Genomic DNA, 22,796 nt, shown 5'->3' with positions numbered 1-22,796 from the left:
AAAAGTCCGGGTCATACTATGATTAAACGGCATAAACCTGGAGTGCATTGGGTTCTACCAATATATCAAACGGGCCGGTGGACATGTTCTCGCCATCGCCAAGTGCAAGCCTCTGTTGATCGAAATGAATGGAGATTTCCTTCCCGCGCATGAATTTTACGAAGGGAAGATGAATATGCTTGCCGCTCAGCACGGTTGGAAACAAACGGAGAAGCTGCAGCCGGGAACATCCATGAACGATACATATATCCAGCTCGCCGTCGCCGGGATGAGCCTCGGGACAAATATGCAGCCCGCCGCCGTAGCTCTTTACATTCGAAATGGCGGTAAGCCATGCATTGAGATAGGTGCTTGTCACCCCATCACAGGTTACCGTGACGCTGCAAGGTTTAAAGGTCAGAAGCGTATGTAGAACGCCGACGATGTAGGCGGCCCGGCCGACACGGAAAAAGTTGCAGATCTTTTTATACAGGCTGGCATTCACATTCTCGGCAACCTGGGCATCGAATCCGATAGCAAGAGCCGTAAGCGTCAGACCTCCCGACGTTGCAATGAGGTCGGCAGCCTTGGTCTGTCCGGCTAACATAATATCGAGCGCAGACAGGGGATCATGCGGAATGCCGAATCCGCGGGCGGTATCGTTGCCTGAACCGGCAGGAATAACGGCTAGCGGGACGTTGAATTCCTTCAAGACAGGCAGTACGCTGTGGATCGTGCCGTCTCCACCGATAACGGCTACACCCTGCCAATTTTCCGGCTCGGAGAGGGTATCGGCAATGAGCCTTGCTGCCTGCCCGGCGCTTTCAGTAAACAGATAGCGATAACGAACTGCCTTTGAATCCAGAGCTGTCTTGATTTTGAGCCAGGTACGATAGCCGTGGCCATTGCCCGACTTTTTATTGACTACAAACAAATACATTTGTTTTCCCCCATGTCATTCAAAGAACCCTTTGTCTTTATTGTAAGAAGTATGGAGTCAAAAGGGAACCCTGAAATCATGGACATATGCGGATGATTACAGATGGCGGAGCTGCTTCTCGGCAAAATCGCCGATCCAGGGAAGCTTCAGCCATTTTCCCTGCAGGGAACTGAAGAGAAGAACAATCCACATGATCACGGTCAGAATGGAGAGAAGCCCTGCAATCAGCGGACCGATCAGGGGGATAAAGCCGCAAAGAACATGGGCAATCATGACGGCTCCGAAAGCAAACACGGACTGCAGGGCGTGAAACAGGACGAAGCGGCTGCGTTTTTCGAGTGCGAGAAACACAATGCCGCCGATGAAGGCGAATAGATAGCATAGTGTCGCTGCAATATTTTCAGGCAGGCCTGTAGACGATTTGAAGAAAGGGGACATACTTACCACTCCTTGTCTTACATCGGGATTGTTGTATAAACATATGTCCGGCTGAGACAAGTTATGAAAAGTAAAAAAAGGCATCCTTCGAGTGGACATTTTCGGAAATATCCGAAAGCCTGCTCTTAAGAATGCCTTTTTGCATATGATATCAGAAATCGAAACTACGGAAGCTTCCTGATAACAGATGTTAAACTTCGGTATGAATTTCAGTCCTTGAAAGGATTCGCCTTTGGATGTTCTTCTTAAGAAGGGTCTCCGCCTTGCTGCTGTTTACGCGGATGCGTAATCTTGCCGATCTTGTCCGTATCGTTTTCTTTCGGTACCAGACGGGGGTCTGTCCGGCCTTCAGAATGGGTATCGTAGATAAATTCACTAAGCTGCCATTCTGTGGTTCCCATCATTGGGTCTGCCGGAAAGTCTTGTCCCCTGTGCAGCAATTCCTCACGGCCCCACTCATTGGTGTAGATACCGTCCACCTCAACCTCTTCACGGGAAACAGGCAGCATCGCTTTATCTTTATTTTTCATTAAAAAAGTCCTCCTTCATGGCGCTGTCGGGAAATTCTGCTGAAGACGTAAAGCTGCCTTATTAATGTTCCCTGACTTACGATGGTTTATCCGGATTTTCGGCTGGCTAGTCCATGGATTCCAATATGAATTGCTGCAGCAGCGGCCGGGGATTCTTCCAGCGGCTGACCTTGCTGTCTGCTGTAAACACGATGACTGCTTCAGACTCAGGAAACAGATAGATCTGCTGTCCGCCATGTCCATGTGCGCAGCTGAAGGTCTGCCCATTCATTTTTCCTGTCCACCAGCCAAATCCATAATCGCCGAAAGCAGGGTAGCCTTCTACCTGCGTCTGAAGCGCCTGGTTAAGCCAGTCCGGAGAAATAATCTGCTGCCCCTGCCAGCTTCCACCTGCAAGGCAGCAGACTCCCAGCTTGGCCATATCACGCGAAGTGAGGAAAAGCCCGATATGGCCCATGCTGTGTCCCTCCGGGCTGGAGAGCCAAGCGGCATGCTCTATCCCAATGGGTTCCAAGACATTTTCCCTGGCATAGGTATATGCATCTTGGCCCGTGCATTCTGTAAGAAGGACTGACAACAGATGTGTGTCAATGCTCCTGTATTGAAAACGTCCAACCATCTCCGGCAATACCGGCAGCGATAGTGCAAAGGAGGCCCAATGTCTGCTGCGGTGAAAGCGGTGGATCATCGGCTCTCCAAGCTTCTTGCCGGTTTGCCAGGCAAGCCCTGTGGTCATCGTCAGGAGCCTGCGGAGGGTAAGTGCCTCCTGCAGGAGCGGATCACTCTGCCTCCGCGTGTACCGTTCAAGAATTCCGAAGAGAGGTGCATCCAGATCAGGAAGCTGGCTTCGGCTAGCGGCGATCCCTGTCAGAATGGAGGTGAAGCTTTTCGTGGCAGACCTCAGATCATTGAGCGATCCGCTCTCATGACCATTGTAGTATTTTTCGTATATCAGATGGCCCCGCCGGACAACCAGAAAGCTTCGCATCTTCGGAAAGGATCTCCGGATCTCTGCATCCGCCTTGTCCAGTAGATGCTTGTTACAGCCGGCATGCTCCGGATGCTGATAAGAAAAGGGGGGTGTTCGGAAAGATGGCGATTGATACAGCATCATGCTTTGATTCTCCATGTTCAGATCTCCTCTCAAAGCCGCAAATGCGCCGTGAATATTAAACGTTATTATGAACTTAAACCGATCAACCGATGATCAAAGATAAGAACCTTAAAATTCATTGTAAAAAAACTTAATCTATTCATTTTTTTGGAAAGCTGTTTTCAACAGAAGAATATGATACAATGAAGGGAGTGATTCAGTCTAACCGTCTTGGGGTATGTTATTTCTCAGTACCTTATGCGGCAGCCGGGAGCATTCAAGCCCAAACCTAAATAACTAACTGCAAACGACTAACTTCATAATGTCAGGTAAGGTCTTTTCGGCATTCTCTTAATTGGAGTAATCCATTCAAGTGTTTTGGGAGGGAACTATCATGGCAACTAAAGGTCATAACGAAGTAAAAGAAAGTCTGCGGGAAATGACACGGATATTCCGACCAAAAGATCCAAAGAAATTTGTGAAGGAATATGTCCGGAAGTATCATATTATGGGAGGGTACGAAGAAGAGTTGACCTCGGTTGTGGAGCATGAATTGGGAAGAATGAATTCTTCTGTTTCATAATCACTTCAGTGCAAGCCCAACTTGTTCAATGAAAAATTAAATAATGCCTATGATAAACCGTATTCCGCGGAGATTGTTTTGCGGAACTACGGTTTTTTTTGTTTTTCAAGCTGCTGTACCGGGTTCATGCCGCATATAGTGTAACATTCCCGAGTAAAGGGCAAACCGCGTGAGTGAAAGGGGCAGCAGCATGGAAATAAGCTTGAAAAGCAGGGAAGAGATCGGATATATGCGTGAAGCAGGACGGATTTTGTCTGCATGCCATCAGGAAATCGCCAAAATGATCGCTCCTGGTGTCACACCGCTTGCCATTGATGCGTTTGTTGAAGAGTATCTGGCCAACCACGGTGCATCGCCGGAGCAAAAAGGGTACCGGGGTTTTCCGTTTGCAACCTGTGCTTCTGTGAATGATACCGTCTGCCATGGCTTTCCGAATGATGTGCCATTATCGGAAGGGGATGTGGTAACCATTGATATTGTTGTGAACAAAGATGGGTGGCTTGCCGATTCAGGCTGGAGCTACGGAGTGGGAGTGCTCAGCAAACCGCTGCAAAAGCTGATGCTGAGAACGGAAGAGGCGCTTTATGCAGGAATTGAGCAGGCGGTGGTCGGCAATGCCATTGGCGATATCGGGCATATCATAGAGAAGACAGCCAAACGGGGGCGATTCGGGATTGTTAAGCCTCTGGTAGGTCATGGAATCGGAAGAGCGCTTCATGAATTGCCTGATGTGCCGAGTCACGGCAAACGCGGCGAAGGCATGCGGCTGATTGAAGGAATGGTTATTACGATAGAGCCTATATTCACGCTTGGGTCGACCGGGGCTGTACTATGGAATGATGATGGCTGGAGCATTCAGACGGCGGACGGTACCTGTGGTGTACAGTTTGAGCATACCGTTGCCATAACGAAGGAAGGTCCGTTGATTCTTACCAATTAGAAGCCTGGATAGGCTTCTTTTTTTGTTGGAATTTGACGATTCAAAGCTTGGAAAAAGGGGAAATATGAATGAAAGGGATGAAATGTGGGTATACGAAAGGGGATTGCTAAGGTTGCAAAACGGAGGGCGGAAACGGGTATGAGGGCTCAGTGGAAACGATTGCAAACGCTTATGTGGCGCGACTTTCGAGACTTTTCGAACAATTTGTGAACTAGGTCAGAAACATTGACAAAATAGTACCTTAAACTTATATTAAATAGGTGATTGTTTTAATTGACAGTAGCAATTCATCCGTTATAGCGCAGGTGATTGACCGCCGAATGACTCTTTGGCGGCGCCTGTGAAAATGTACAAAGTGGGGTAGATCAATGATGAAACGGTGGCAGGCTGTAAAGCGACTCCTTCCCTTGCTCGCAGTATTTTCTCTGCTTTTAGCCGGGTGCGGCCGCGAGGACTTGTCGGCATTACGACCACAGGGACCTGTGGCGGAAGGACAGTACGATTTGATGAAGCTATCAATCACGATTATGATCGTGGTCTTGATCATCGTATTTGCAATTGCGGTATACGTTTTAATTAAGTTCCGCAGGAAAAAGGGACAAACTGATGTACCTGAACAAGTAGAAGGAAACTTTAAGCTGGAGATCCTCTGGACTGTGATTCCACTTATTCTGGTATTCATCCTGGCTGTTCCTACCGTACAAAAGATTTTTGCTTTTGGCGATGACCATTACAATGAAAAAGGTTCTGTGCAGGTTAAGGTTACCTCGCATCAATACTGGTGGGAGTTCGAATACCCGCAGTATGGCGTGAAAACCGCGCAGGAACTGATGATGCCGACTGGTAAGAACATTGCTTTCGAACTGAAAACAGCAGACGTTCTTCACTCTTTCTGGGTACCGTCGTTGTCCGGCAAAATGGACACCAACCCGGATGGAACAATTAACAGATTCAGCTTCAGTACGGACAAAGAAGGAGTCTACCGCGGTAAATGTGCCGAGCTTTGCGGCCCTTCGCATGGTCTGATGGAATTCAAGGTTAAGGCTGTAAGTCCGGATGCCTTTGATAAATGGGTAACAGCGATGAAGGCTCCTGCTGTTCTGCCTAAAGATCAGGCTTTGGCCGAAACGTTCAAGAAATCTTGCTTGTCTTGCCATGCTGTAGGTGATCAAGGTGGTCCTGTAGCTCCAAACCTTACAGGCATCGGTTCCCGTGAATCTGTTGCTGGTATCTTGCTGAACGAAGGTCAAGACGGAGGCAAACCGGTTAAGGAAAACCTCAAAACATGGCTTGAGGATCCGCAAGCTGTGAAACCGGGCAATAAAATGCCGGCTCCAAAAGATTTGGGTCTGACAGATGAACAAATCGATGGCATTGCCGATTACTTGGCTAACTACAAGTTGAATTACTAAGCATTAGCAACAGCAAGATCTTTATAAGAGGGGGTACCAACCTTGGCTCATGCTCATAGTGTCAAGCGCCATAAGGGCTTAATGGATTGGCTGACAACAGTCGACCATAAGAAAATAGCCATACTTTATTTACTGGCTGGCGGTTTATTCTTCGGGATTGGCGGTATCGAAGCGGTGTTGATCCGCTTGCAGCTCATCAAGCCGATGAATGATTTCGTATCAGCACAGACCTTTAACGAATTGATTACGATGCACGGTACGACAATGATCTTCCTAGGCGTTATGCCTGTCATTTTTGCCCTGATGAATGCGGTTATTCCACTGCAAATCGGTGCACGCGACGTTGCATTTCCATTCCTGAACTCGCTCGGTTTTTGGACGTTCCTGTTCGGCGGTATCTTGCTGAACCTGAGCTGGATTATGGGCGGCGCTCCAGATGCGGGCTGGACAGCATATACTCCGCTATCGACAACTACTTACAGTACGACGCACGGTGTCGACTTTTATACGGTCGGCCTTCAGATTGCCGGTCTCGGTACGCTGATCGGGGGCATCAACTTCCTGGCAACGATCATTACGATGCGTGCGCCGGGAATGTCCTTTATGAGAATGCCGATGTTTACATGGACATCCTTCATTACTTCTGCGATGATCCTGTTCGCATTCCCTGCCATTACGGTAGGTCTGGTATTGCTTTCGTTTGACCGGATTTTGGGAGCTAATTTCTTCGAAGTCGCCAATGGCGGTAACCCCGTACTTTGGCAGCATATCTTCTGGATATTTGGTCACCCTGAAGTGTATATCCTCATCCTGCCGGCTTTCGGCGTTATTTCCGAGGTTATACCGACATTTGCACGAAAACGTCTTTTCGGTTACAGCTCCATGGTGTTTGCAACGATCCTGATTGCCTTCCTGGGCTTCATGGTTTGGGCTCACCACATGTTCACAACAGGCCTCGGTCCCGTTGCGAACGCATTGTTCTCGATTGCAACAATGCTCATTGCCGTACCAACAGGTATCAAAATTTTCAACTGGTTGTTCACCATGTGGGGCGGACAGATTCGCTTTACAAGCCCGAATCTGTTTGCGATCGGATTTATCCCTACATTCGTTATGGGCGGTGTAACAGGGGTTATGCTCGCATCGGCTCCTGCCGACTTCCAGTTCCATGACACCTATTTCGTTGTAGCCCACTTCCACTATGTTATCGTTGGTGGTCTGGTATCCGGTCTTCTCTCGGGTCTGCATTACTGGTGGCCTAAGATGTTTGGCCGTATGCTGAACGAAAGTCTGGGCAAATTATCTTTCTGGTTCTTCATCATCGGTTTCCATCTGACCTTCTTCGTACAGCATTTCCTGGGTCTGATGGGTATGCAGCGCCGCGTATTTACGTATCTGCCTAACCAAGGCTTCGATACGCTGAATATGGTAAGTACCATCGGTGCTATTCTGATGGGTATCGGTATTCTCTTCTTCCTGATCAACGCAATCGTAACGGCTACGAAGCCTAAAGGCGTTGCAGACGATCCTTGGGAAGACGGACGTACACTGGAATGGGCGATTCCATCCCCTCCACCAGAGTACAACTTCAAGCAAATTCCGCTTGTTCGTGGTATCGATGCTTTGTGGAAAGAAAAAATGGCTGGCAATAAAGGAATGACACCTGCAGAACCACTGGGTCCAATCCATATGCCTTCGCCAACGATTCTGCCATTTGTAATGTCTGTCGGCATTTTCATTGCCGGTTTGGGATTCATGTTCAGTAAAGAACAATTCTCGAATTCCTTCATGAGCTTAATCTTCAACAACTGGATTGTTGTTATAATTGGTTTGTTAATTACTTTCGGTTCGATGCTGCTGCGTTCCCTGTATGACGATCACGGCTGGCATATCGAAGTGGATGAGCTGGACGAAGAGGGGGTAAAAGCATGAGTACAACGCATGCAGAAACGGTAGACGGCGCTTTGCCTCATGAACCGGAAAAAGCGACGTTGGAAGGCCGCAATAAAGTGCTCAGCTTCTGGCTCTTCCTTGGTGGAGAGGCCGTGCTGTTCGGTACCCTGTTCGCGACATTCCTAGCGCTTCGCAATCAAACGAACGAAGGCCCTACTGCAGGTGAGCTTTTCCAATTGCCGATGACTGCGGCAGCGACCTTGATCCTGCTCGTCAGCAGCTTGACCAGCGTGTTCGCCGTTCAGGCGATGCACCGTCATAAGGTAGCTGCACTTCGCGTATGGTTAATGATTACCGTTCTTTTAGGTCTGGGCTTCCTGGGTCTTGAAATTTATGAGTTTGCTGAATATGTGCGTGCGGAGAAATTCGGCATGACTACAAGTGCATTCAGTTCGGCGTTCTACACGCTGGTAGGCTTCCACGGAGCGCACGTTGCCTTCGGGGTACTGTGGATTTCCGTCCTGATTGGACAGCTCTATAAAAAAGGATTGACGGTCGTAACGGCGCCTAAGGTATATGTGTCGGCGATGTATTGGCACTTTATCGACGTCGTATGGGTATTCATCTTTACGGTCGTTTACCTGCTCGGAAAGGTGGGCTAAGACATGTCTACTGCAGATCATCAAGCGAATCATGATGTCGTTAAGCATAGTGAACGTCATGAGGGCCCTCAGAAGCATATCATAGTATTCATTTTCTCCATCATTCTGACAGCCATTGCTTTTGCGGCAGTCTCTGCCGGCGGAGTGAATGCAGCCTTTACGGTTATTTTGCTCCTGGTTATGGCAGTGCTTCAGGTTCTGGTTCAATTAGGTTACTGGATGCACTTAAAGGATCGGGGACATTTGATGCCCATCCTGTTTATGATTGGTGGATTCTTCGTAGCTGGTACTGCGATCGTAACAGCTTTGTATTGGGTTTGGTGGTAAAATAGAGAAAGAGGCGGGCTTTGGCCCCCTCTTTTTTTCAATGAGGGCAAGCTGTCACAATTTCGACAGATATGACGCTGCTTGAGAGGAGGTTTTAACATGCTGGGGTTAGAATATTTTAGCTTTAGCGCTTTGTTCAGTCCGTTATTTCTCGCATTTATGCTGCTCGTGACGGCTGCTTATTTTGTTGTAATCGGACCGCTCAGTGAGAGGTTTGCCGGTGCTGAGCCCGTATCGTTAAGCAAAAAGATCAGCTTCGTCAGCGGTATGTTTATCCTGTACCTTGCTCAAGGCGGGCCGATCAGTCTGCTCGGACATATCATGTTTACGTTTCACATGACGACGATGGCACTGTCATATCTGGTGGCGCCGCCGCTGCTTATGATGGGCTTACCGGCATGGCTGTGGAGAGCGATCCTGAAGGTGAATCCATTCAAGAAACTGGGTTTCTTGGCCCGGCCCGTTGTGGCTGCGGTGGTGTTTAACGGATTATTCTCTTTCTATCACTTTCCGGCGGTCCATGACTATGTGATGCTGCATTTTGCTCTTCACCGGATCTATTATCTGGTGCTGTTTATTGCGTCCATCCTAATGTGGTGGACACTGATTAATCCGCTGCCGGAAAAAGACAAGGCTTCAGGACTCACTAAGATCGGCTTCATTTTCCTGAACATGGTGCTGTTGACACCGGCCTGTGGTCTGATCATTTTCTCAACCAAGCCGATGTATGCTACATACAGCGATCCGAATACATGGGCACAGGCAATGGGATACTGCGTATCCGGAGATCCGTCGAAGCTGCTTCAGGCGTTTGGCGGTCCAACCTTTTTCAACATCATGAGCACAAAGGTAGATCAGCAGGTTGGCGGAATCGTGATGAAGTTTATTCAGGAATTTATTTTCGCATCTATGCTGGGAAAAGTATTTTTCCAATGGTATAAGACTGAAAATAAAGAAGAAGACGATATTACGCCAGCTGAGTTTAACGAAGGTTCATTGAATCGGGCATAAGAGCTGATTTCTCGAAGTAAGGGGGATATCCATGGATTTATACATGCTAATGCCAACCGTCAGCACATCGTTTATTGTCATTAGTGCGATTTTGGTGGCAATTGGCTGGGCGCTCATTATTCAAGGAAAGCGTGAAGCCCACAAAAAAGTAATGATTTGCGGTGCGATTGCCGCGCTTCTGTTCTTTATCATCTACGTGTCCAGAACCGCATTCGTAGGGAATACGTCCTGGGGCGGTTCGGATGAAATGAAAATATACTATCAGATATTCCTGATCTTCCACATTACGCTGGCTACCATAGCTGCTGTATTTGGAATAACAACGCTGGTGCTCGCTTTCAAGGAGAAATTCTCGAAGCACCGGAAATGGGGAAGAGTCACGGCAACCATCTGGTTTATTACGGCCATCACCGGGGTAGCGGTATATGTGCTGCTGTACGTGCTGTATCCAGGCGGACATACCAAGCCGGTATGGGAAGTTATTTTGGGGGCTTAAGACGGTTACCCACATATTCACAGATAAGTACAAAAGACCTTTTCAGGTGTCCGTAAGGGGCATCGCGGGAAGGTCTTTTTGTTCTTGTTGTCACATATTAGTATCTGGGCGGATTTCGTTTGTCTGCGATACCATTTGATAAGGAGTGGATGGAAAATATAGCATGTTTACATGCTTACATTGTTCTTGGACCTGGAATGTGGGTATTTATTAAGGAACGCCAAAAAATAAACGGTAACTTTATGGTTCCTAATCACGTTTAAAGTTTATAAGGGTGAACCTCAAAATCACTGAAAAGGTCCGGGATTCCACATGAAACGTATCGGCTTTTTGAAACAGGGGAGTCAGAAGAGCAAACGTTATATTCTGGTTGTAGCAGCAATCGTGACATTGCTGTTTACGACCTCGCTTTCGAACCCCAAAGCGCTGTTGGCAGAACAACAGCATGAGACAGGACAGCAAAATCAGACCACAGCGCCGCCCGCATCCGGGAAGTCGTCTGATTCAGATCCAGACATAAGTGAGGGCAGGCGGCCCGCGGTACAATGCGGTGTGCTTAAGCTGAAGCAGTCGACGGAAGAAAGCATCAGGCAAATTCCGCTCTACTGTGTATCCGGTAAATTCTATGGTGAGGAAGTTCCAACCAATCTTCCGCATAAGGAGCTGCCGGTACTGCAGGATCTTCCCATTCCGGATTCGGAATTAACACGATGGGGTGCATTCTTCTTGAATGAGAGCAGCAGCCATGGCTATCTCATGCTTGCTCCTCGCAACTGGGAGGTTACCACAGCGGAGACGGGAATGAATGGCTCGGTTAAAATTGAAATGCGCGATCCTTCGAATCCGGATATCCATATGACTTATCTGGATGTCGGGGCCTGTCAGGGATGCGCCATCGGAATGATTGGGAGCTATTTTCCGAAAATGGAGAAGTGGGCAGATGAACAAGGGTTTATGGCAGACCCGCCCGTGTTTGAGAGCAGAACGCAGCTGAATGAACATATGGTTCAATTTAAGTTGAAAAAGCCTGCGGAAACCTTCAAGACCTACGGGATGGCCTACCGGTTTGTTGAACAGAATAACAATCAATTTACATTGCTGGAGATTGGAGCACCTGAAGAAAAGGCACAGTTAGCACAAACCATGCTTGATTTTTTTGCCAGATATCCAGCGGCTTTTGCTTATTAGAATGAACCATAAATCGTTGTTGGATAAGGCTTGAAGCTCTTAGGGGGCTTCAAGCCTTTTTTGTTTTATTAAAGAGGTATTTATAAAATTTCCCAATTAAATTTTAATCTGCCTATTGCGGGAATGAAAAACACACTATATACTGTGTATAAAGATATACACAGTAAGCACAGTGATGAGGTGTATATACACACCTGACAGATATTTAAGATTGAGCGGGGGAGAGCCGTTTGGAAAACACAAAGAAAGCTTGGTCCATGATACTGAAGGATTTGAAGGGTGAGAAGAAATATTTTGTGTGGGCCTTCGTATATGCTGCTTACATGGCTTTTACATTTGGGATGGCAGTCAAAGGTCAGATGGAGGCTCCAGAGTATGTGAGCCCGGTGATTGACGGATTGTTTTTACTGTTGATGCCCATGCTTGGCTTTTACTTCTGCAGAAGATCCTTCAAATATTTAAGTGAGGATTCTTACACACAGATGTTGGCCTATTTCAGAGCACTGCCGATATCCGACCATGTCGTGATCGCCTACAGGCTGATGCAGATTTTCCTGGCCTTTATCATGAACGGAATCGTCTTCTTCGGCCTGATGTACTGGTTTGCCGAGCCGATGCGCAGCGAAATGTCTCTGGCAGGATATTTTGCTTTAGCGCTCACATGGATCGGTTATGGAATCATGATGTCAGGGCCGTATATGTATTTGGAATTCTCGAATCATGGCAAAGCGTACCTGAGATCAACCTTAATGCTGTTAGCAGCGGCTGTGATCGCAGCTGTGGTCATTAAAATATGCGGTGGCAACATGCTGTTATACTCTATTGAACTGGCATCGCGCTGGAGTCTGCTGTCTCCTCTGATGTGGGCAATGCTGGCTGCAGCAGCCGCAAGTCTGATGTTCTTTTCAAAAATAACATTGCGCAAGCTTAGAAGCAGAGATCTGGTGTGACCAAATAGAACGAACTAAAAATACAACAAACTGTACGGCTTAAGATAAATATTGGCTCCTTCGTCTACAGAACTGCCGCATCGGGCAGCAGCCTGTTCGAGAAGCAAGAGGTGAGGTGCGAAAGGTGTGGATTCCTATACAACTGAATGAAAACAGCGCTGAACCGCTTTACCATCAGATCGAATCCCAGTTAAGATCGCTGATCATCAGCGGACAAGTCAAGGAGGGGACTCTATTGCCATCCATCAGGGAATTTGCCGGAGGGTTAAATTGCAGCGTCATTACGGTCCGCCGGGTTTATCAGGACCTGGAGAGCGAGGGACTGCTGCGGACCAAGCAGGGAACCGGAACATTTGTCGCCAAGGTTGGTGATTCACAGCGTGAAGTATTCAGAAGGGAAGCGGTGGAAGAGGCGCTGAATTCCGCAGTCGATGTCGGCATTTCCGTCAAGTGCGAAGAGGATGAACTGAAGCAGCTTTTCTTAACCATATTGCACAGCAAGTACCATCCGGATAAGAGAGAAGGTGAAGCATAAGTGGAACAGCTCGCCATAGAGATGAAAGGGATCGAGAAAAGGATGCGGCAGAAGACAATCGGCCCCATAGATCTGCAGCTGCCCCAAGGTTATGTGATTGGACTGATCGGAGAAAACGGCTCGGGCAAAAGCACACTCATTCATATGATGCTGAAAATTGTTTTCCCCGACCGAGGCAGTATCTCCTGGTTCGGCGAGAATTACAAGCAGGAAATTCCGCAGCATATCCGGCGCCAGATCGGCTTCGTATCGGAGAAATCGAGCAGGGAAGAGGACAATCTGACTGCGGAAGAGGCGGCAGAATTTCGGGCACAGTGGTATCCGGAATGGGATCAGACTTATTTTGAAGAGCTGCTCGGGAAATTCAAGGTTCCACGGAACATCAAGCTCAAGAATATGTCTAAGGGGGAAAGGCGTAAATATGAGATATCTGCCGCGCTCGCACCGCGTCCCAAACTGCTGCTGCTGGATGAACCCTCGTCGGGACTTGATCCCTTTGCATGGAAGCTGATGATCGATGAGCTACGGAGCTACATGGAATCGGGAGAAGCCACAATCCTGCTGTCGACCCATATTGTGGACGAAGTCAAAAGGCTGGCCGACTATGTGATGCTGTTGCATCATGGTAAAATGCATGGCATGGTGGAGAAGGACAGTCTGATGGATAACTGGAAAGAGATTTGGGTGAGCGGCGGCACCGATCTTGCCGGGGATTTGCCCGGAATCATCCAGGTTCAACAGGATGCGCAAGGTGTGGTCCGGATGATTACGACAGAATGCCGAAGTACAGAACAGATTTTACAAGACTCGGGCATACCGGTTCTGAAGACAAGAACGCTCGAGCTTGATGAAATACTAAGCCTATGGTTAAAAGGCCATCTGCCTGCAGGAACGCAGACAGGGAAAGGGGATTAAACATGGTAGCGTTGCAATTAGATCATGTATTTAAACAGTACGGGGAAAAGACGGCGGTAAATAACATTTCACTGCAGGTGGAGCAAGGCGAGATTTACGGACTTTTGGGAGCAAACGGTGCCGGTAAGACGACAACCATGCGGATGGTGCTGGGACTGATTTACCCGGATGGAGGCGATATCCGCTACCACGGCAAGCCTTACAGCAATGAACTGACACGTGTGATGGGGTATCTGCCGGAGGAACGCGGATTGTATCCGAAGGTAAAGATCAGTGATCAAATCGTTTACCTGGCCCAATTACGCGGCATGTCCAAACAGGATGCGGATAAAAGCCTGCGTTACTGGCTCGACCAGTTCGAGGTTCCGGAGTATTACGATAAGCGGATTGAAGAGTTGTCCAAGGGTAATCAGCAAAAAATGGGATTTATTGCCGCAATCGTTCACAAGCCGCAAATCTTGATTTTAGATGAAGCCTTCAGCGGCTTGGATCCGGTCAATGTGGAACTGCTCAAGGCTACAGTCAAGGAACTGCGGAACGATGGAACGAGCATTTTGTTCTCGACGCACCGCATGGAGCATGTTGAAGAGCTGTGCCGGCGGATCACCATCCTTCACCGGTCAAATACGGTAGTGCAAGGAGATATTAAAGAAATTAAAGGACGTTATCCGCGTGAAGAAGTAATTCTGTACACCCAGGGTCAAGTGAGCCGTCTGGATTCCATTCCTGGAGTCAAAGCGGTGGAAAGCGTGGAGCAAGGATACCATATCCATATCAACACACCGGATACAGCTCAGCTGATCCTGCAGCATGCTATGGCTGAAACGACAGTGGAGCGCTTTGAGATCAAGGAGCCAACGCTGAACCAAATCTTCATTCAAGAGGTGGGTGAATCCAATGAATAGCAATTTGGGAACCATTATCGGGTTTACATTTAAAAATAAGGTCAAAACAAAATCTTTTCTGATTACGACGCTGGTGCTGGCGATTTTGATTACGATCGGCATGAACCTTCCATACCTGATCAAGCAGTTCAGCGGTGGAGATGACGGCCAGGCGAAGCAAATCGGGCTGTTGGCTGGTAGTCAGCAGGCGGCCGTGGTAGAGCTTCAGAAATACGCGGAAGCTGCCGGCAATAAGGATTATGCGTTCGTCCCGTATGAGGGAAGCAGCGAGGATGCGCTGAAGCAGGACGTCAAGGACGGCAAGCTCGAGGGCTACCTTAAGTTCGAAGAGGACCCGGCCGACAAGTCGTTTCCTAAGGTGGTCTACGCAGGCAAAGGGGACATGGGACAAAGCCTCGGTACCTACCTGCAAGGGGCACTGCAAAACGTTAAAACGACGATGATCACGAAGGATTCATTGACGGCAGAGCAAATCGCCGCTCTCAATCAGCCGGTGTCCTTCCGTTCGATGGATATATCCGACGACGCTAAAGCAAGTTCGGGTGGAGACACGGAAAAGAACCGGAATCAGAAAATCATGAATTACGTGACCGTCTACTTCCTGATGATCTTGTTCTTTAGCTCCAACATGATGACAGGCAATATGATCGCAGCGGAAATTACCGCCGAGAAAAGCTCGCGTATTATGGAAATCCTCATTACAAGCGTGAAACCTCTGCACCAGATGTTTGGCAAAATCATCGGAATTTTCCTGGTGGGACTCGTTCAGATTGCAGCCTTTGGCGTCGTGATCGGTGCCAACCTAATGCTGCCGAATAACGTTGGGATGCTGGAAGAATTCCATTTGAGCTTGTCGGATCTCAATATGGAGGTGCTGCTGTACGGCTTGGCTTTCTACATCTTCGGTTACTTCTTGTTCGCGGTGCTTTACGCAGCCATCGGTTCCATGGTCAGCCGTACCGAGGAGCTGGGGCAAGCGGTCATGCCGATTACGATGCTTGGACTGGCCGCGTTCTACATCGGTATTTTCAGCATTAATACTCCGGGCAGCATGCTGATCAAGGTGACGAGCTTCATTCCGTTCACGGCGCCGACCGCGATGCTGGTTCGCATCGGCATGGGCGAGGCACCGGTATGGCAAATCCTTATCTCCCTGGCGCTCCTGATCGTGTCGATTCTCGTGTTCGGCTGGCTGTCCGCCAAGATCTACCGCACCGGTGTCCTGATGTACGGCAAACGTCCATCATTAAAAGAGCTTCGCAAGGCGATGAAGGCGTATAAGATCTAGTGAAATGCATAAGGAAATATTGTGTGTGTCGTCATAACTAATGAAAATTTTTTGCGAATTAGTGAGAAAATGAATGGGATTTTGGTATTGAGTCTTTAAATAGAAATAAAATATACCGCCAATAGGCGGTATATTTTGTTTCTACCAGATCACCAAATAGACAAAGATTTATTTATTCCATATATTCGACTGGAGCACAACCATAAGGTTGGCAAACCTGAATTGTCGAAACAGTCCGAATTATTTTCCAGTTGTAGGTCCGCCTATAAAGGAAGCAAGTACACCTGCTACTAGAGAGTTTGCAGGTTTTCATACTTTACTTTATATCATCAACTTTTGTGATTTTGAACTCTTCTGTTCTATTTGAATCTGCTGCAATATAGTAATTGTCGTATTCATTCACTCTTTTTGAAGAAATCATACTTGATCACAAAATCAAAGAGAACCGTAATTGCAATTGCTCCAAGTGGAAGCATTAAGTATGCCCATGGCCACTACAAATACCTGTTACGTTTCTATTTTTCTTAGCTGTTTTTCACTTCAAATCCACTCACTTATTCCTCGATACGAATGAGATTAACCTCTTTCTTTTGCTTTGTTTTTTCAGTTGTAGCGCTAGCTGAGATATCTAGAATAGCTTCCATTTTCTCAACATATTGCTCAGGGATTTCATCCAGCAGGGAAAATATTTTTTTGAGGGATTTTTCATAAGCGTATTGTACATAGTGGCGATATACTTCTTCGCCTGTTGTGGAAACCTTAATGATTATGTTTTTCTTATTATCAGAAGTATGGTACTTTTCGAGCAACCCTTTTTCCACCATTTTTTTTACATGTTTTGAAAATGCGCTCTTAGATATTCCCAGCCGTTTTGCAATTTCCAGCATGTTTTGGTTTTTATCTTCATTCTCCAATAGATATTCCAGCACTTGAATTTGTGCAGCCGAAAATAAAAAGGCAGTATTATAGGAGTATTCTTTTTTGTAGGAATCTGCATATGAATTCCCGAATTTCACAAGCTTCTCCATGAATATTCTATATTTGCCCATCCATTCTAGTGACATAGAAATCACTCATTTCTCTTCAATTTAGCTACTAAAAATTATATCAAAAAAAATAATTTTAACATAGCTAGAGACTCGCTATTGCTATCAATTAAAAAGTGTAGTATAAACACTATATAGTTTACGATGGAAACTATATAATTAAAAGGGGTGTTTATATGGAGAAAAAGATTATAAGAAGATTGCTTGTCGTTTCTGTGTTGATGATCTTTGTAAGCGCTTGTTTATCAGGTTTATTGCAAACTTCTTTTGGAAAGGTAGAAATTATTAATTTTAAGCTGCCAACTGAAAAGGGGCAGTGGCTGTCCGGGCAAATTTTTAAACCTGAACAATCGAGCGCGGAGCACAAGGTTCCTTTAGTTATTACCGAACATGGTTATCTAAACAATGAGCATATGCAAGATTTAAACGCTATTGAATTATCACGTAGAGGAATTGCAGTAATGACATTCGATGCCTACTATCATGGAAAATCAAGTTCGGCGAGCGAGCCAGTCATGAAGGCAGTAGCAGCAAATGGTGAGGGAATGATACCTCTAGTGGAATTTGCCTATCAAAGTCTCGATTACATTGACAATCATAGGATCGGTGTTATGGGGCATTCCATGGGTGGAATGTCAGCATGGTTGACGTTAATGCACTATGGTTCACAATATCAAACAGCAATTGAAAAAGCGATGACGAAGGATTCAGAAGGCGGCGAGACAATAACAGACAGCGAACAAGAATATGCTAATTCTTTAAATAAGGTCGCAGCAGGATTGCCGGTGGGAAATATCCGTTTATCGAGTGAAAAGGTATTCAGTCAAATTCACGCTAATATGGGAGTTATTTATGGTCAATATGATGAGGGGAATTATGATTTGTCTCAAGGCAATGGCGATCTCTCCAACAACGCTGATGAGGGCTTAGTCGCAGTAAACTCGATTTTTTCAGAAGATGAGCAGCAGTCGGGTTTTAATGTAGGTCAATATTATGGAGATGCAGAAAATCAAACGCTGAGAGTAGTGTATAATCCAAAGCAAACGCATGAATGGGCACATTTTTCAAAGAAAACCGCTGCTTACACAGTCGACTTTTTCAGCCATGCCTTTGAAATTTCACCACAAATAAAAAATACAAATCAAATATGGATCTGGAAAGAGCTAGTTAGCTTTATTGGATTATTAGGTATTTTTCTATTGATTTTCCCAGCAGCCTATTACTTGTTGGAAATTCCGTTCTTTAAGCAATTAAAATCAGCAAAAGAACAAAGTACTTCTATAGCTAATGCACTGCAAACGGAAAAGAGCACAAAGAAAACTAGAGTTTTTTGGATCAGCTGGACGCTTAATTGGATATTTTCTGCTGTTGGGGTAATTGTAGCTTTAAATCTAGATAAAGTAATTTTTAAAAGTACGTCCAATTTCATGTCTGTAAAATGGTTTACGCAGCCCATTACAAACTATATCTTGATATGGGCAATGTTTAGCAGCCTTATTGGAGCGGCACTATTTGTATGGAAGTACAAATTGGAGAAAAGAAATAACGCGGAGCTTTCTTTGGATCAATTAGGAATAAAAATCGGTCTGAGGAACACGGGAAAGACTTTTATTCTTGCTTTATGTATCTACGGAATCTTTTTCGGTATTGTATATGCGGCGGAATATCTCTTAAATGCTGATTTTAAATTTTGGATACTCGGAGTTTTTACATTTAATGCAGATAAGTTATTGGTATGGTTGAACTATTTGCCGTTCTTCTTCATCTTCTATCTAATAAATGCGCTCTTAATAAATAAATTAAGTTATAGCAATATCAAGTCTGAAAAAGCCAATATGATTGTCGCTGGACTGGGAAGCGTGCTTGGCATTATGCTTATTAACGGAATCCAGTATGCTGTATTATTTACGACAGGCAATGCATTTTGGCAAGAAACGAGACTTTATCCGATGGTGCTGCTTCCGTTTATTTTCTTACTATTTACAGCCGCAATCATTAGCCGCAGCCTATACAAATTGACAGGGAACGTTTGGCTTGGTGCTATGGTGAATACCTTGATCATCACGATGATTGGAGTTGCCAATACTGCTACCTTGGCGCTTTAAGAAAGTTTAGAACAAAGCATTTCTGAATAAGCAAGGAGGAACCAAGTTTGAAGTATTACGTGGTCGATGCGTTCGCCCAGCACGTATTTGAAGGAAATCCGGCTGGTGTTTGTATTTTGGAAAATTGGCTTCCGGACGAAGTCATGCAAAACATTTCAACTGAAAACAATCTTTCCGAAACTGCCTTCGCGGTGAAAGAAGGAGAGGATTACCGGCTAAGGTGGTTTACTCCAGCCGCAGAGATCGAACTTTGCGGACATGCTACGCTAGCGACTGCCTATGTACTCGCCCAATTTTATGAACCCGATGCAGAGCAGTTTACTTTTCATACCCTTGGCGGGATATTAACGGTTTTGAGAAAAGGTACCCTGTATGAGATGGACTTTCCGAGTCGTCTTCCCGAACCGTTCATTTTAACTCATGATATGATTGAGGCGCTTGGCGTGAAGCCTGTGGAGACCTATCTTAGCCGGGATCTTATGTTTGTGCTGGAAAATGAAGATCAGGTTCGGAGGTTGACACCGGACTTCTCGAAGCTTAAGCAATTACCGGATGGACTTGGTGTCAGTGTTACGGCAAAAGGAACAACCTTTGATTTTGTGTCCAGAAGCTTCTTTCCCAAATTGAATGTGAATGAGGACCCCGTATGCGGGTCTGCACATTGCAACTTTATTCCCTTTTGGGCAGAGCGATTGGGCAAAAACAAACTAGTAGCCCGCCAATTGTCCAAGCGGGGAGGTACTCTGTACTGCCTTCTGGAAGGGGATCGCGTGAAAATTGGCGGAACCGCCGTGCTGTATGCCGAAGCTGAATTGAAAATTGATTAAGTAAAACATGAAACCATGAATCGTGAAATAAAAGAATTTAGTTAATAATGTCTTCGGCTATCGAAATGGAAAACCGTAATATGTTTCCTTTCCTTTAACTCTAACTCGAATGACATACGAATAAGCTATAATGCGCTTGAATCTGCTAAGGCGGAATAACCATCACATCAAAAGAAGTATCTCCCGACAAGGAGATACTTCTTTGAGCAATAGAACATATATACTTAAACGTAATGAACCATGGTCAAGAAAACACTCTACCAATCTAATTCAAATCGAGTGATATCTTCTTGGGCGAGATCCTTACCGAGCAGGACTTCCATCAGCTCAAGATGGGTAACTGCCTTTATTCCATGCTTGATGCCGGCCGGAATTTGTAAAACTTCGCCTGCCTGCAGCTTATATAGTTTATCTTCCATGAGAATCTCTGCGCTGCCCGTCACAATCGTGACGATTTCTTGCCTTTCGAGATGCTGGTGATAGCTCGTATATTTTCCTCGGGTGAGCTGCACTTTCTTGATCATGGCTTCCATTCCCGTTTCATCTTTCCAATAATTCAGAACTTGATAGGAGCCCCATCTTTTCTCTTCATACATTGGAATCTGCGGCACTTGTGAGAGCACTTCCTTGATTCGATTGGCTTTATCCTTGTTCGCGATCAGAATGCCATCGGAACTTGCCGCAGCAATGATATCCGGGACGCCGATAATTTCAATGGGGTAGGGCAGTTCGTTTATGAGATGGGTATTCGGGGAATCGTCCGATATCCGACCTGGTCCGACCACTTGATCCTCCAAATGACCGCTTAGCGCCATCCAGCTCCCCAGATCATTCCAATATCCATCATACCCCATGACAACAGCAGGCATGGTGTGTTCAACGACTTCCTGGTCAAAACTGGTATTCGGAAGTTGTTCGTAATGAGCCAGCCAATGCTCCACTTGGACAGGATGCCCCTTGTCTTTCAAATACGTCAGCATGAATCTTAAGGGGAATGCGAATACACCGCAGTTCCACATCGCGTGACGCTCGATTAAGCGACTGGCCGTCTGCTCATTAGGTTTTTCGATGAACTGGTGGATGAAAGAATATTCGCCATTCTCCTGAGCCATAACGGGAACAATATAACCGAACTGATCGGAAGGATGAGTAGGCTTTGTTCCGAGGAGAGCGAGATTTGCCTTCGAATGTAGCAGGACATCGGGAAAACGATGGAGCAGCCGAAAAAACTCGGTATCCACGTAAGTGTCCACGGGAAGAATGCAAATCGTTTCATTCGGATCTACCAGCAGCTTCTCGTGAAGATAACTTACAGCATAAGCGATGGCTGTGAATGTTCCTCTTTTATAGGGTTCCCCTAGGATAGGGAGGTGCTCGCCAACATAGCTGCGCGTAATTTCCACTTGGCTCTGGTGCGTGACGATACACGTGGATGGAAGCAGCCCCACCTCATCCAGTTGTCTGCATATCCGTTCAATCATCGATTCTCTGACCCCATCCTCGGATGTCAAAAGCTTAAGAAATACCTTGGAGCGAATCTCGTTGGATAAAGGCCACAGCCTTTTTCCCGATCCCCCGCATAATAGTACAATACGCAAGCTAATTCCTCCTTCCTTGGGGAATATCACCTTCATCCTTATGACTTGGATCGGAGGGTCTCTTCAATCGCATTTTTCATTAACTTTCCCGCCCGATCCCAGGATATCTGAAGCATATCCCGTCGGCCTTGGCGTCCTTTCCGTTCACAAAGATCGGGATTCTCGTACGCTTTCCTCATGAGCTTTTTGAGGCTGTTCAGATTCGGTTCGGCCCAGCGTTGTCCCATTTGCGCAAACAGGTTGCTGAACTTTCTGGATATGGCTCGGTTCATGCTGCTTGACGGGCTCTTCAGCTGATACGGAACCAGGAATGAGTTGCTGTGCGTAAGGAAATCCATTTGCCCGCCCCAACCTGTTGCGATGACCGGCACGCCGCTCGCCAGCGCTTCTAAAAAAGGCAGTCCAACACCCTCGCCGCGAGTGGGGAGGACGAAGGCATCACCGAGCGTATATAAGCCTTTGAGCTGGCTTTCACTGAGCTGGCGGCCGATAATGACAACAGGGGCGGTATCTTTTTGAATCCCCAGTCTCTTTTTGTATTGCATGACTTTCTGTTGAATCCACTTCTCGTTCTCATTCGCTGCATATCCGTTCGTTTTGATCACCAGAATCACGTTATCTTTAGAGGAAAATTCCTCCCAGTATGCCCTTAGCAGACCCTCTGGATTTTTGCGATGCTGGAAGCCGAAGACCGACACGAAGGTAAACTTCCCTGCTGCAGCCGGCAAAGACATCTTCTTATTGTTCGGATGAAACTCCTTGGTGTCTACGCCATGAGGAACGATGAAAATCGGGACTTTCACCCCGCTGTTCCTTAGTGTCCTTTTATTATGCTGGGTGGGTACACACACCGCGTCAAATTTGTTCATATGGGAAAGCCAGCCTGTGGGGATCCTGCTTGTTTCCCACACGGTATTCAAAATCATGGAATCATACACGCTGCGCTCTTTTTTCCATTGCATGTGACTCGGAATATGGTGATAAATGAGTACCTTTTTGCCTTGGATGCCGTTTTTACGCTGGCTTGTTGCACCTAATCTAACGGTTACGCCCTGCCGCTTCAGTGATCTTACATAGGCTCTGCTGGCACGGCCAAGACCGCTTGTTTTGTGTACGGGCCCCTTCCAGACCACTT

Annotated in this window: 23 protein-coding genes; 16 read left to right on the top strand and 7 right to left on the bottom strand. The window is 46.5% G+C overall.

From position 1 onward, the window contains the following. Positions 1-22: 22 nt before the first annotated feature. From KJS65_RS16345 to KJS65_RS16330, 4 genes are all read right to left on the bottom strand, one after another. Positions 23-919 carry a diacylglycerol/lipid kinase family protein gene (locus KJS65_RS16345; RefSeq protein ID WP_213650971.1) on the bottom strand — a complete coding sequence of 299 codons (897 nt, stop codon included), beginning with the start codon at positions 917-919 and terminating at the stop codon, positions 23-25. 96 nt (positions 920-1,015) lie between these two features. Further along, on the bottom strand, positions 1,016-1,357 hold the full coding sequence (locus tag KJS65_RS16340) for a DUF4870 domain-containing protein (RefSeq protein ID WP_136608060.1): 342 nt from the start codon (positions 1,355-1,357) through the stop codon (positions 1,016-1,018). A gap of 245 nt (positions 1,358-1,602) precedes the next feature. Next, a complete protein-coding gene (locus tag KJS65_RS16335; RefSeq protein WP_136608061.1) occupies positions 1,603-1,887 on the bottom strand; it encodes a transposase in 285 nt (94 codons plus the stop codon). 106 nt (positions 1,888-1,993) lie between these two features. Further along, entirely contained in the window at positions 1,994-3,016 is a 1,023-nt protein-coding gene (locus KJS65_RS16330) for a serine hydrolase domain-containing protein (protein ID WP_244864596.1), read from the bottom strand. A 358-nt stretch (positions 3,017-3,374) separates the two neighbouring features. Here KJS65_RS16330 and KJS65_RS16325 point away from each other — a divergent pair, with 358 nt between their 5' ends. The 14 genes from KJS65_RS16325 to KJS65_RS16260 all read left to right on the top strand — a co-directional run bounded on the left by KJS65_RS16325 (position 3,375) and on the right by KJS65_RS16260 (position 16,085). After that, positions 3,375-3,563, top strand: a complete 189-nt coding sequence (locus KJS65_RS16325; RefSeq protein WP_036651115.1) for a hypothetical protein — start codon at positions 3,375-3,377, stop codon at positions 3,561-3,563. Between the two features lie 190 nt (positions 3,564-3,753). Next, positions 3,754-4,503 (top strand): type I methionyl aminopeptidase, encoded by a 750-nt coding sequence (map, locus tag KJS65_RS16320; protein WP_213650970.1) that lies wholly within the window; start codon positions 3,754-3,756, stop codon positions 4,501-4,503. A 368-nt stretch (positions 4,504-4,871) separates the two neighbouring features. Further along, positions 4,872-5,915 (top strand): cytochrome c oxidase subunit II, encoded by a 1,044-nt coding sequence (coxB, locus tag KJS65_RS16315; protein ID WP_213650969.1) that lies wholly within the window; start codon positions 4,872-4,874, stop codon positions 5,913-5,915. 81 nt (positions 5,916-5,996) lie between these two features. Beyond that, positions 5,997-7,847 (top strand): cytochrome c oxidase subunit I, encoded by a 1,851-nt coding sequence (gene ctaD / locus KJS65_RS16310; RefSeq protein ID WP_213651354.1) that lies wholly within the window; start codon positions 5,997-5,999, stop codon positions 7,845-7,847. Further along, on the top strand, positions 7,844-8,470 hold the full coding sequence (locus KJS65_RS16305) for a cytochrome c oxidase subunit 3 (protein WP_136608065.1): 627 nt from the start codon (positions 7,844-7,846) through the stop codon (positions 8,468-8,470). The genes ctaD and KJS65_RS16305 overlap by 4 nt, the downstream gene beginning before the upstream one ends. A gap of 3 nt (positions 8,471-8,473) precedes the next feature. After that, complete coding sequence (locus KJS65_RS16300; RefSeq protein ID WP_136608066.1) at positions 8,474-8,797, top strand: cytochrome C oxidase subunit IV family protein; 324 nt, start codon at positions 8,474-8,476, stop codon at positions 8,795-8,797. A 99-nt stretch (positions 8,798-8,896) separates the two neighbouring features. Next, positions 8,897-9,808: a cytochrome c oxidase assembly factor CtaG gene (ctaG, locus tag KJS65_RS16295; RefSeq protein ID WP_213650968.1), complete on the top strand. Its 912-nt coding sequence runs from the start codon at positions 8,897-8,899 to the stop codon at positions 9,806-9,808. 31 nt (positions 9,809-9,839) lie between these two features. After that, positions 9,840-10,304 (top strand): DUF420 domain-containing protein, encoded by a 465-nt coding sequence (locus KJS65_RS16290; RefSeq protein WP_213650967.1) that lies wholly within the window; start codon positions 9,840-9,842, stop codon positions 10,302-10,304. Positions 10,305-10,616: 312 nt separating this feature from the next. Continuing rightward, the gene (locus KJS65_RS16285) at positions 10,617-11,492 is read left to right on the top strand and encodes a DUF4850 domain-containing protein (RefSeq protein ID WP_213650966.1); all 876 of its coding nucleotides are present in this window, start codon (positions 10,617-10,619) and stop codon (positions 11,490-11,492) included. Between the two features lie 230 nt (positions 11,493-11,722). After that, entirely contained in the window at positions 11,723-12,442 is a 720-nt protein-coding gene (locus KJS65_RS16280; protein ID WP_213650965.1) for a hypothetical protein, read from the top strand. Between the two features lie 124 nt (positions 12,443-12,566). Continuing rightward, entirely contained in the window at positions 12,567-12,977 is a 411-nt protein-coding gene (locus KJS65_RS16275) for a GntR family transcriptional regulator (RefSeq protein ID WP_213651353.1), read from the top strand. Continuing rightward, a complete protein-coding gene (locus KJS65_RS16270; protein ID WP_213650964.1) occupies positions 12,978-13,892 on the top strand; it encodes an ABC transporter ATP-binding protein in 915 nt (304 codons plus the stop codon). Between the two features lie 2 nt (positions 13,893-13,894). Next, positions 13,895-14,797 (top strand): ABC transporter ATP-binding protein, encoded by a 903-nt coding sequence (locus KJS65_RS16265; protein ID WP_213650963.1) that lies wholly within the window; start codon positions 13,895-13,897, stop codon positions 14,795-14,797. Next, positions 14,790-16,085 (top strand): ABC transporter permease, encoded by a 1,296-nt coding sequence (locus KJS65_RS16260; protein ID WP_213650962.1) that lies wholly within the window; start codon positions 14,790-14,792, stop codon positions 16,083-16,085. Before KJS65_RS16265 ends, KJS65_RS16260 begins: the two co-directional genes overlap by 8 nt. 554 nt (positions 16,086-16,639) lie before the next feature. Here KJS65_RS16260 and KJS65_RS16255 read toward each other — a convergent pair. Next, the gene (locus KJS65_RS16255; protein WP_213650961.1) at positions 16,640-17,149 is read right to left on the bottom strand and encodes a MarR family winged helix-turn-helix transcriptional regulator; all 510 of its coding nucleotides are present in this window, start codon (positions 17,147-17,149) and stop codon (positions 16,640-16,642) included. Between the two features lie 158 nt (positions 17,150-17,307). Between KJS65_RS16255 and KJS65_RS16250 the strand changes: the two genes are divergently transcribed. After that, entirely contained in the window at positions 17,308-19,236 is a 1,929-nt protein-coding gene (locus KJS65_RS16250) for an alpha/beta hydrolase family protein (protein ID WP_213650960.1), read from the top strand. Between the two features lie 47 nt (positions 19,237-19,283). Next, complete coding sequence (locus tag KJS65_RS16245; protein WP_213650959.1) at positions 19,284-20,063, top strand: PhzF family phenazine biosynthesis protein; 780 nt, start codon at positions 19,284-19,286, stop codon at positions 20,061-20,063. A 257-nt stretch (positions 20,064-20,320) separates the two neighbouring features. On the opposite strand, the gene KJS65_RS16240 is transcribed toward KJS65_RS16245, so the two are convergent. Together KJS65_RS16240 and KJS65_RS16235 are read right to left on the bottom strand one after the other, a co-directional pair. Continuing rightward, on the bottom strand, positions 20,321-21,661 hold the full coding sequence (locus KJS65_RS16240) for a sugar phosphate nucleotidyltransferase (protein ID WP_213650958.1): 1,341 nt from the start codon (positions 21,659-21,661) through the stop codon (positions 20,321-20,323). A gap of 38 nt (positions 21,662-21,699) precedes the next feature. Further along, the gene (locus KJS65_RS16235; protein ID WP_244864595.1) at positions 21,700-22,794 is read right to left on the bottom strand and encodes a glycosyltransferase; all 1,095 of its coding nucleotides are present in this window, start codon (positions 22,792-22,794) and stop codon (positions 21,700-21,702) included. Positions 22,795-22,796: the final 2 nt, after the last annotated feature.

The sequence above is a fragment of the Paenibacillus sp. J23TS9 genome (assembly GCF_018403225.1).
Classification (GTDB): domain Bacteria; phylum Bacillota; class Bacilli; order Paenibacillales; family Paenibacillaceae; genus Paenibacillus_AQ.
This window is presented reverse-complemented; position numbering and strand designations above follow the sequence as displayed.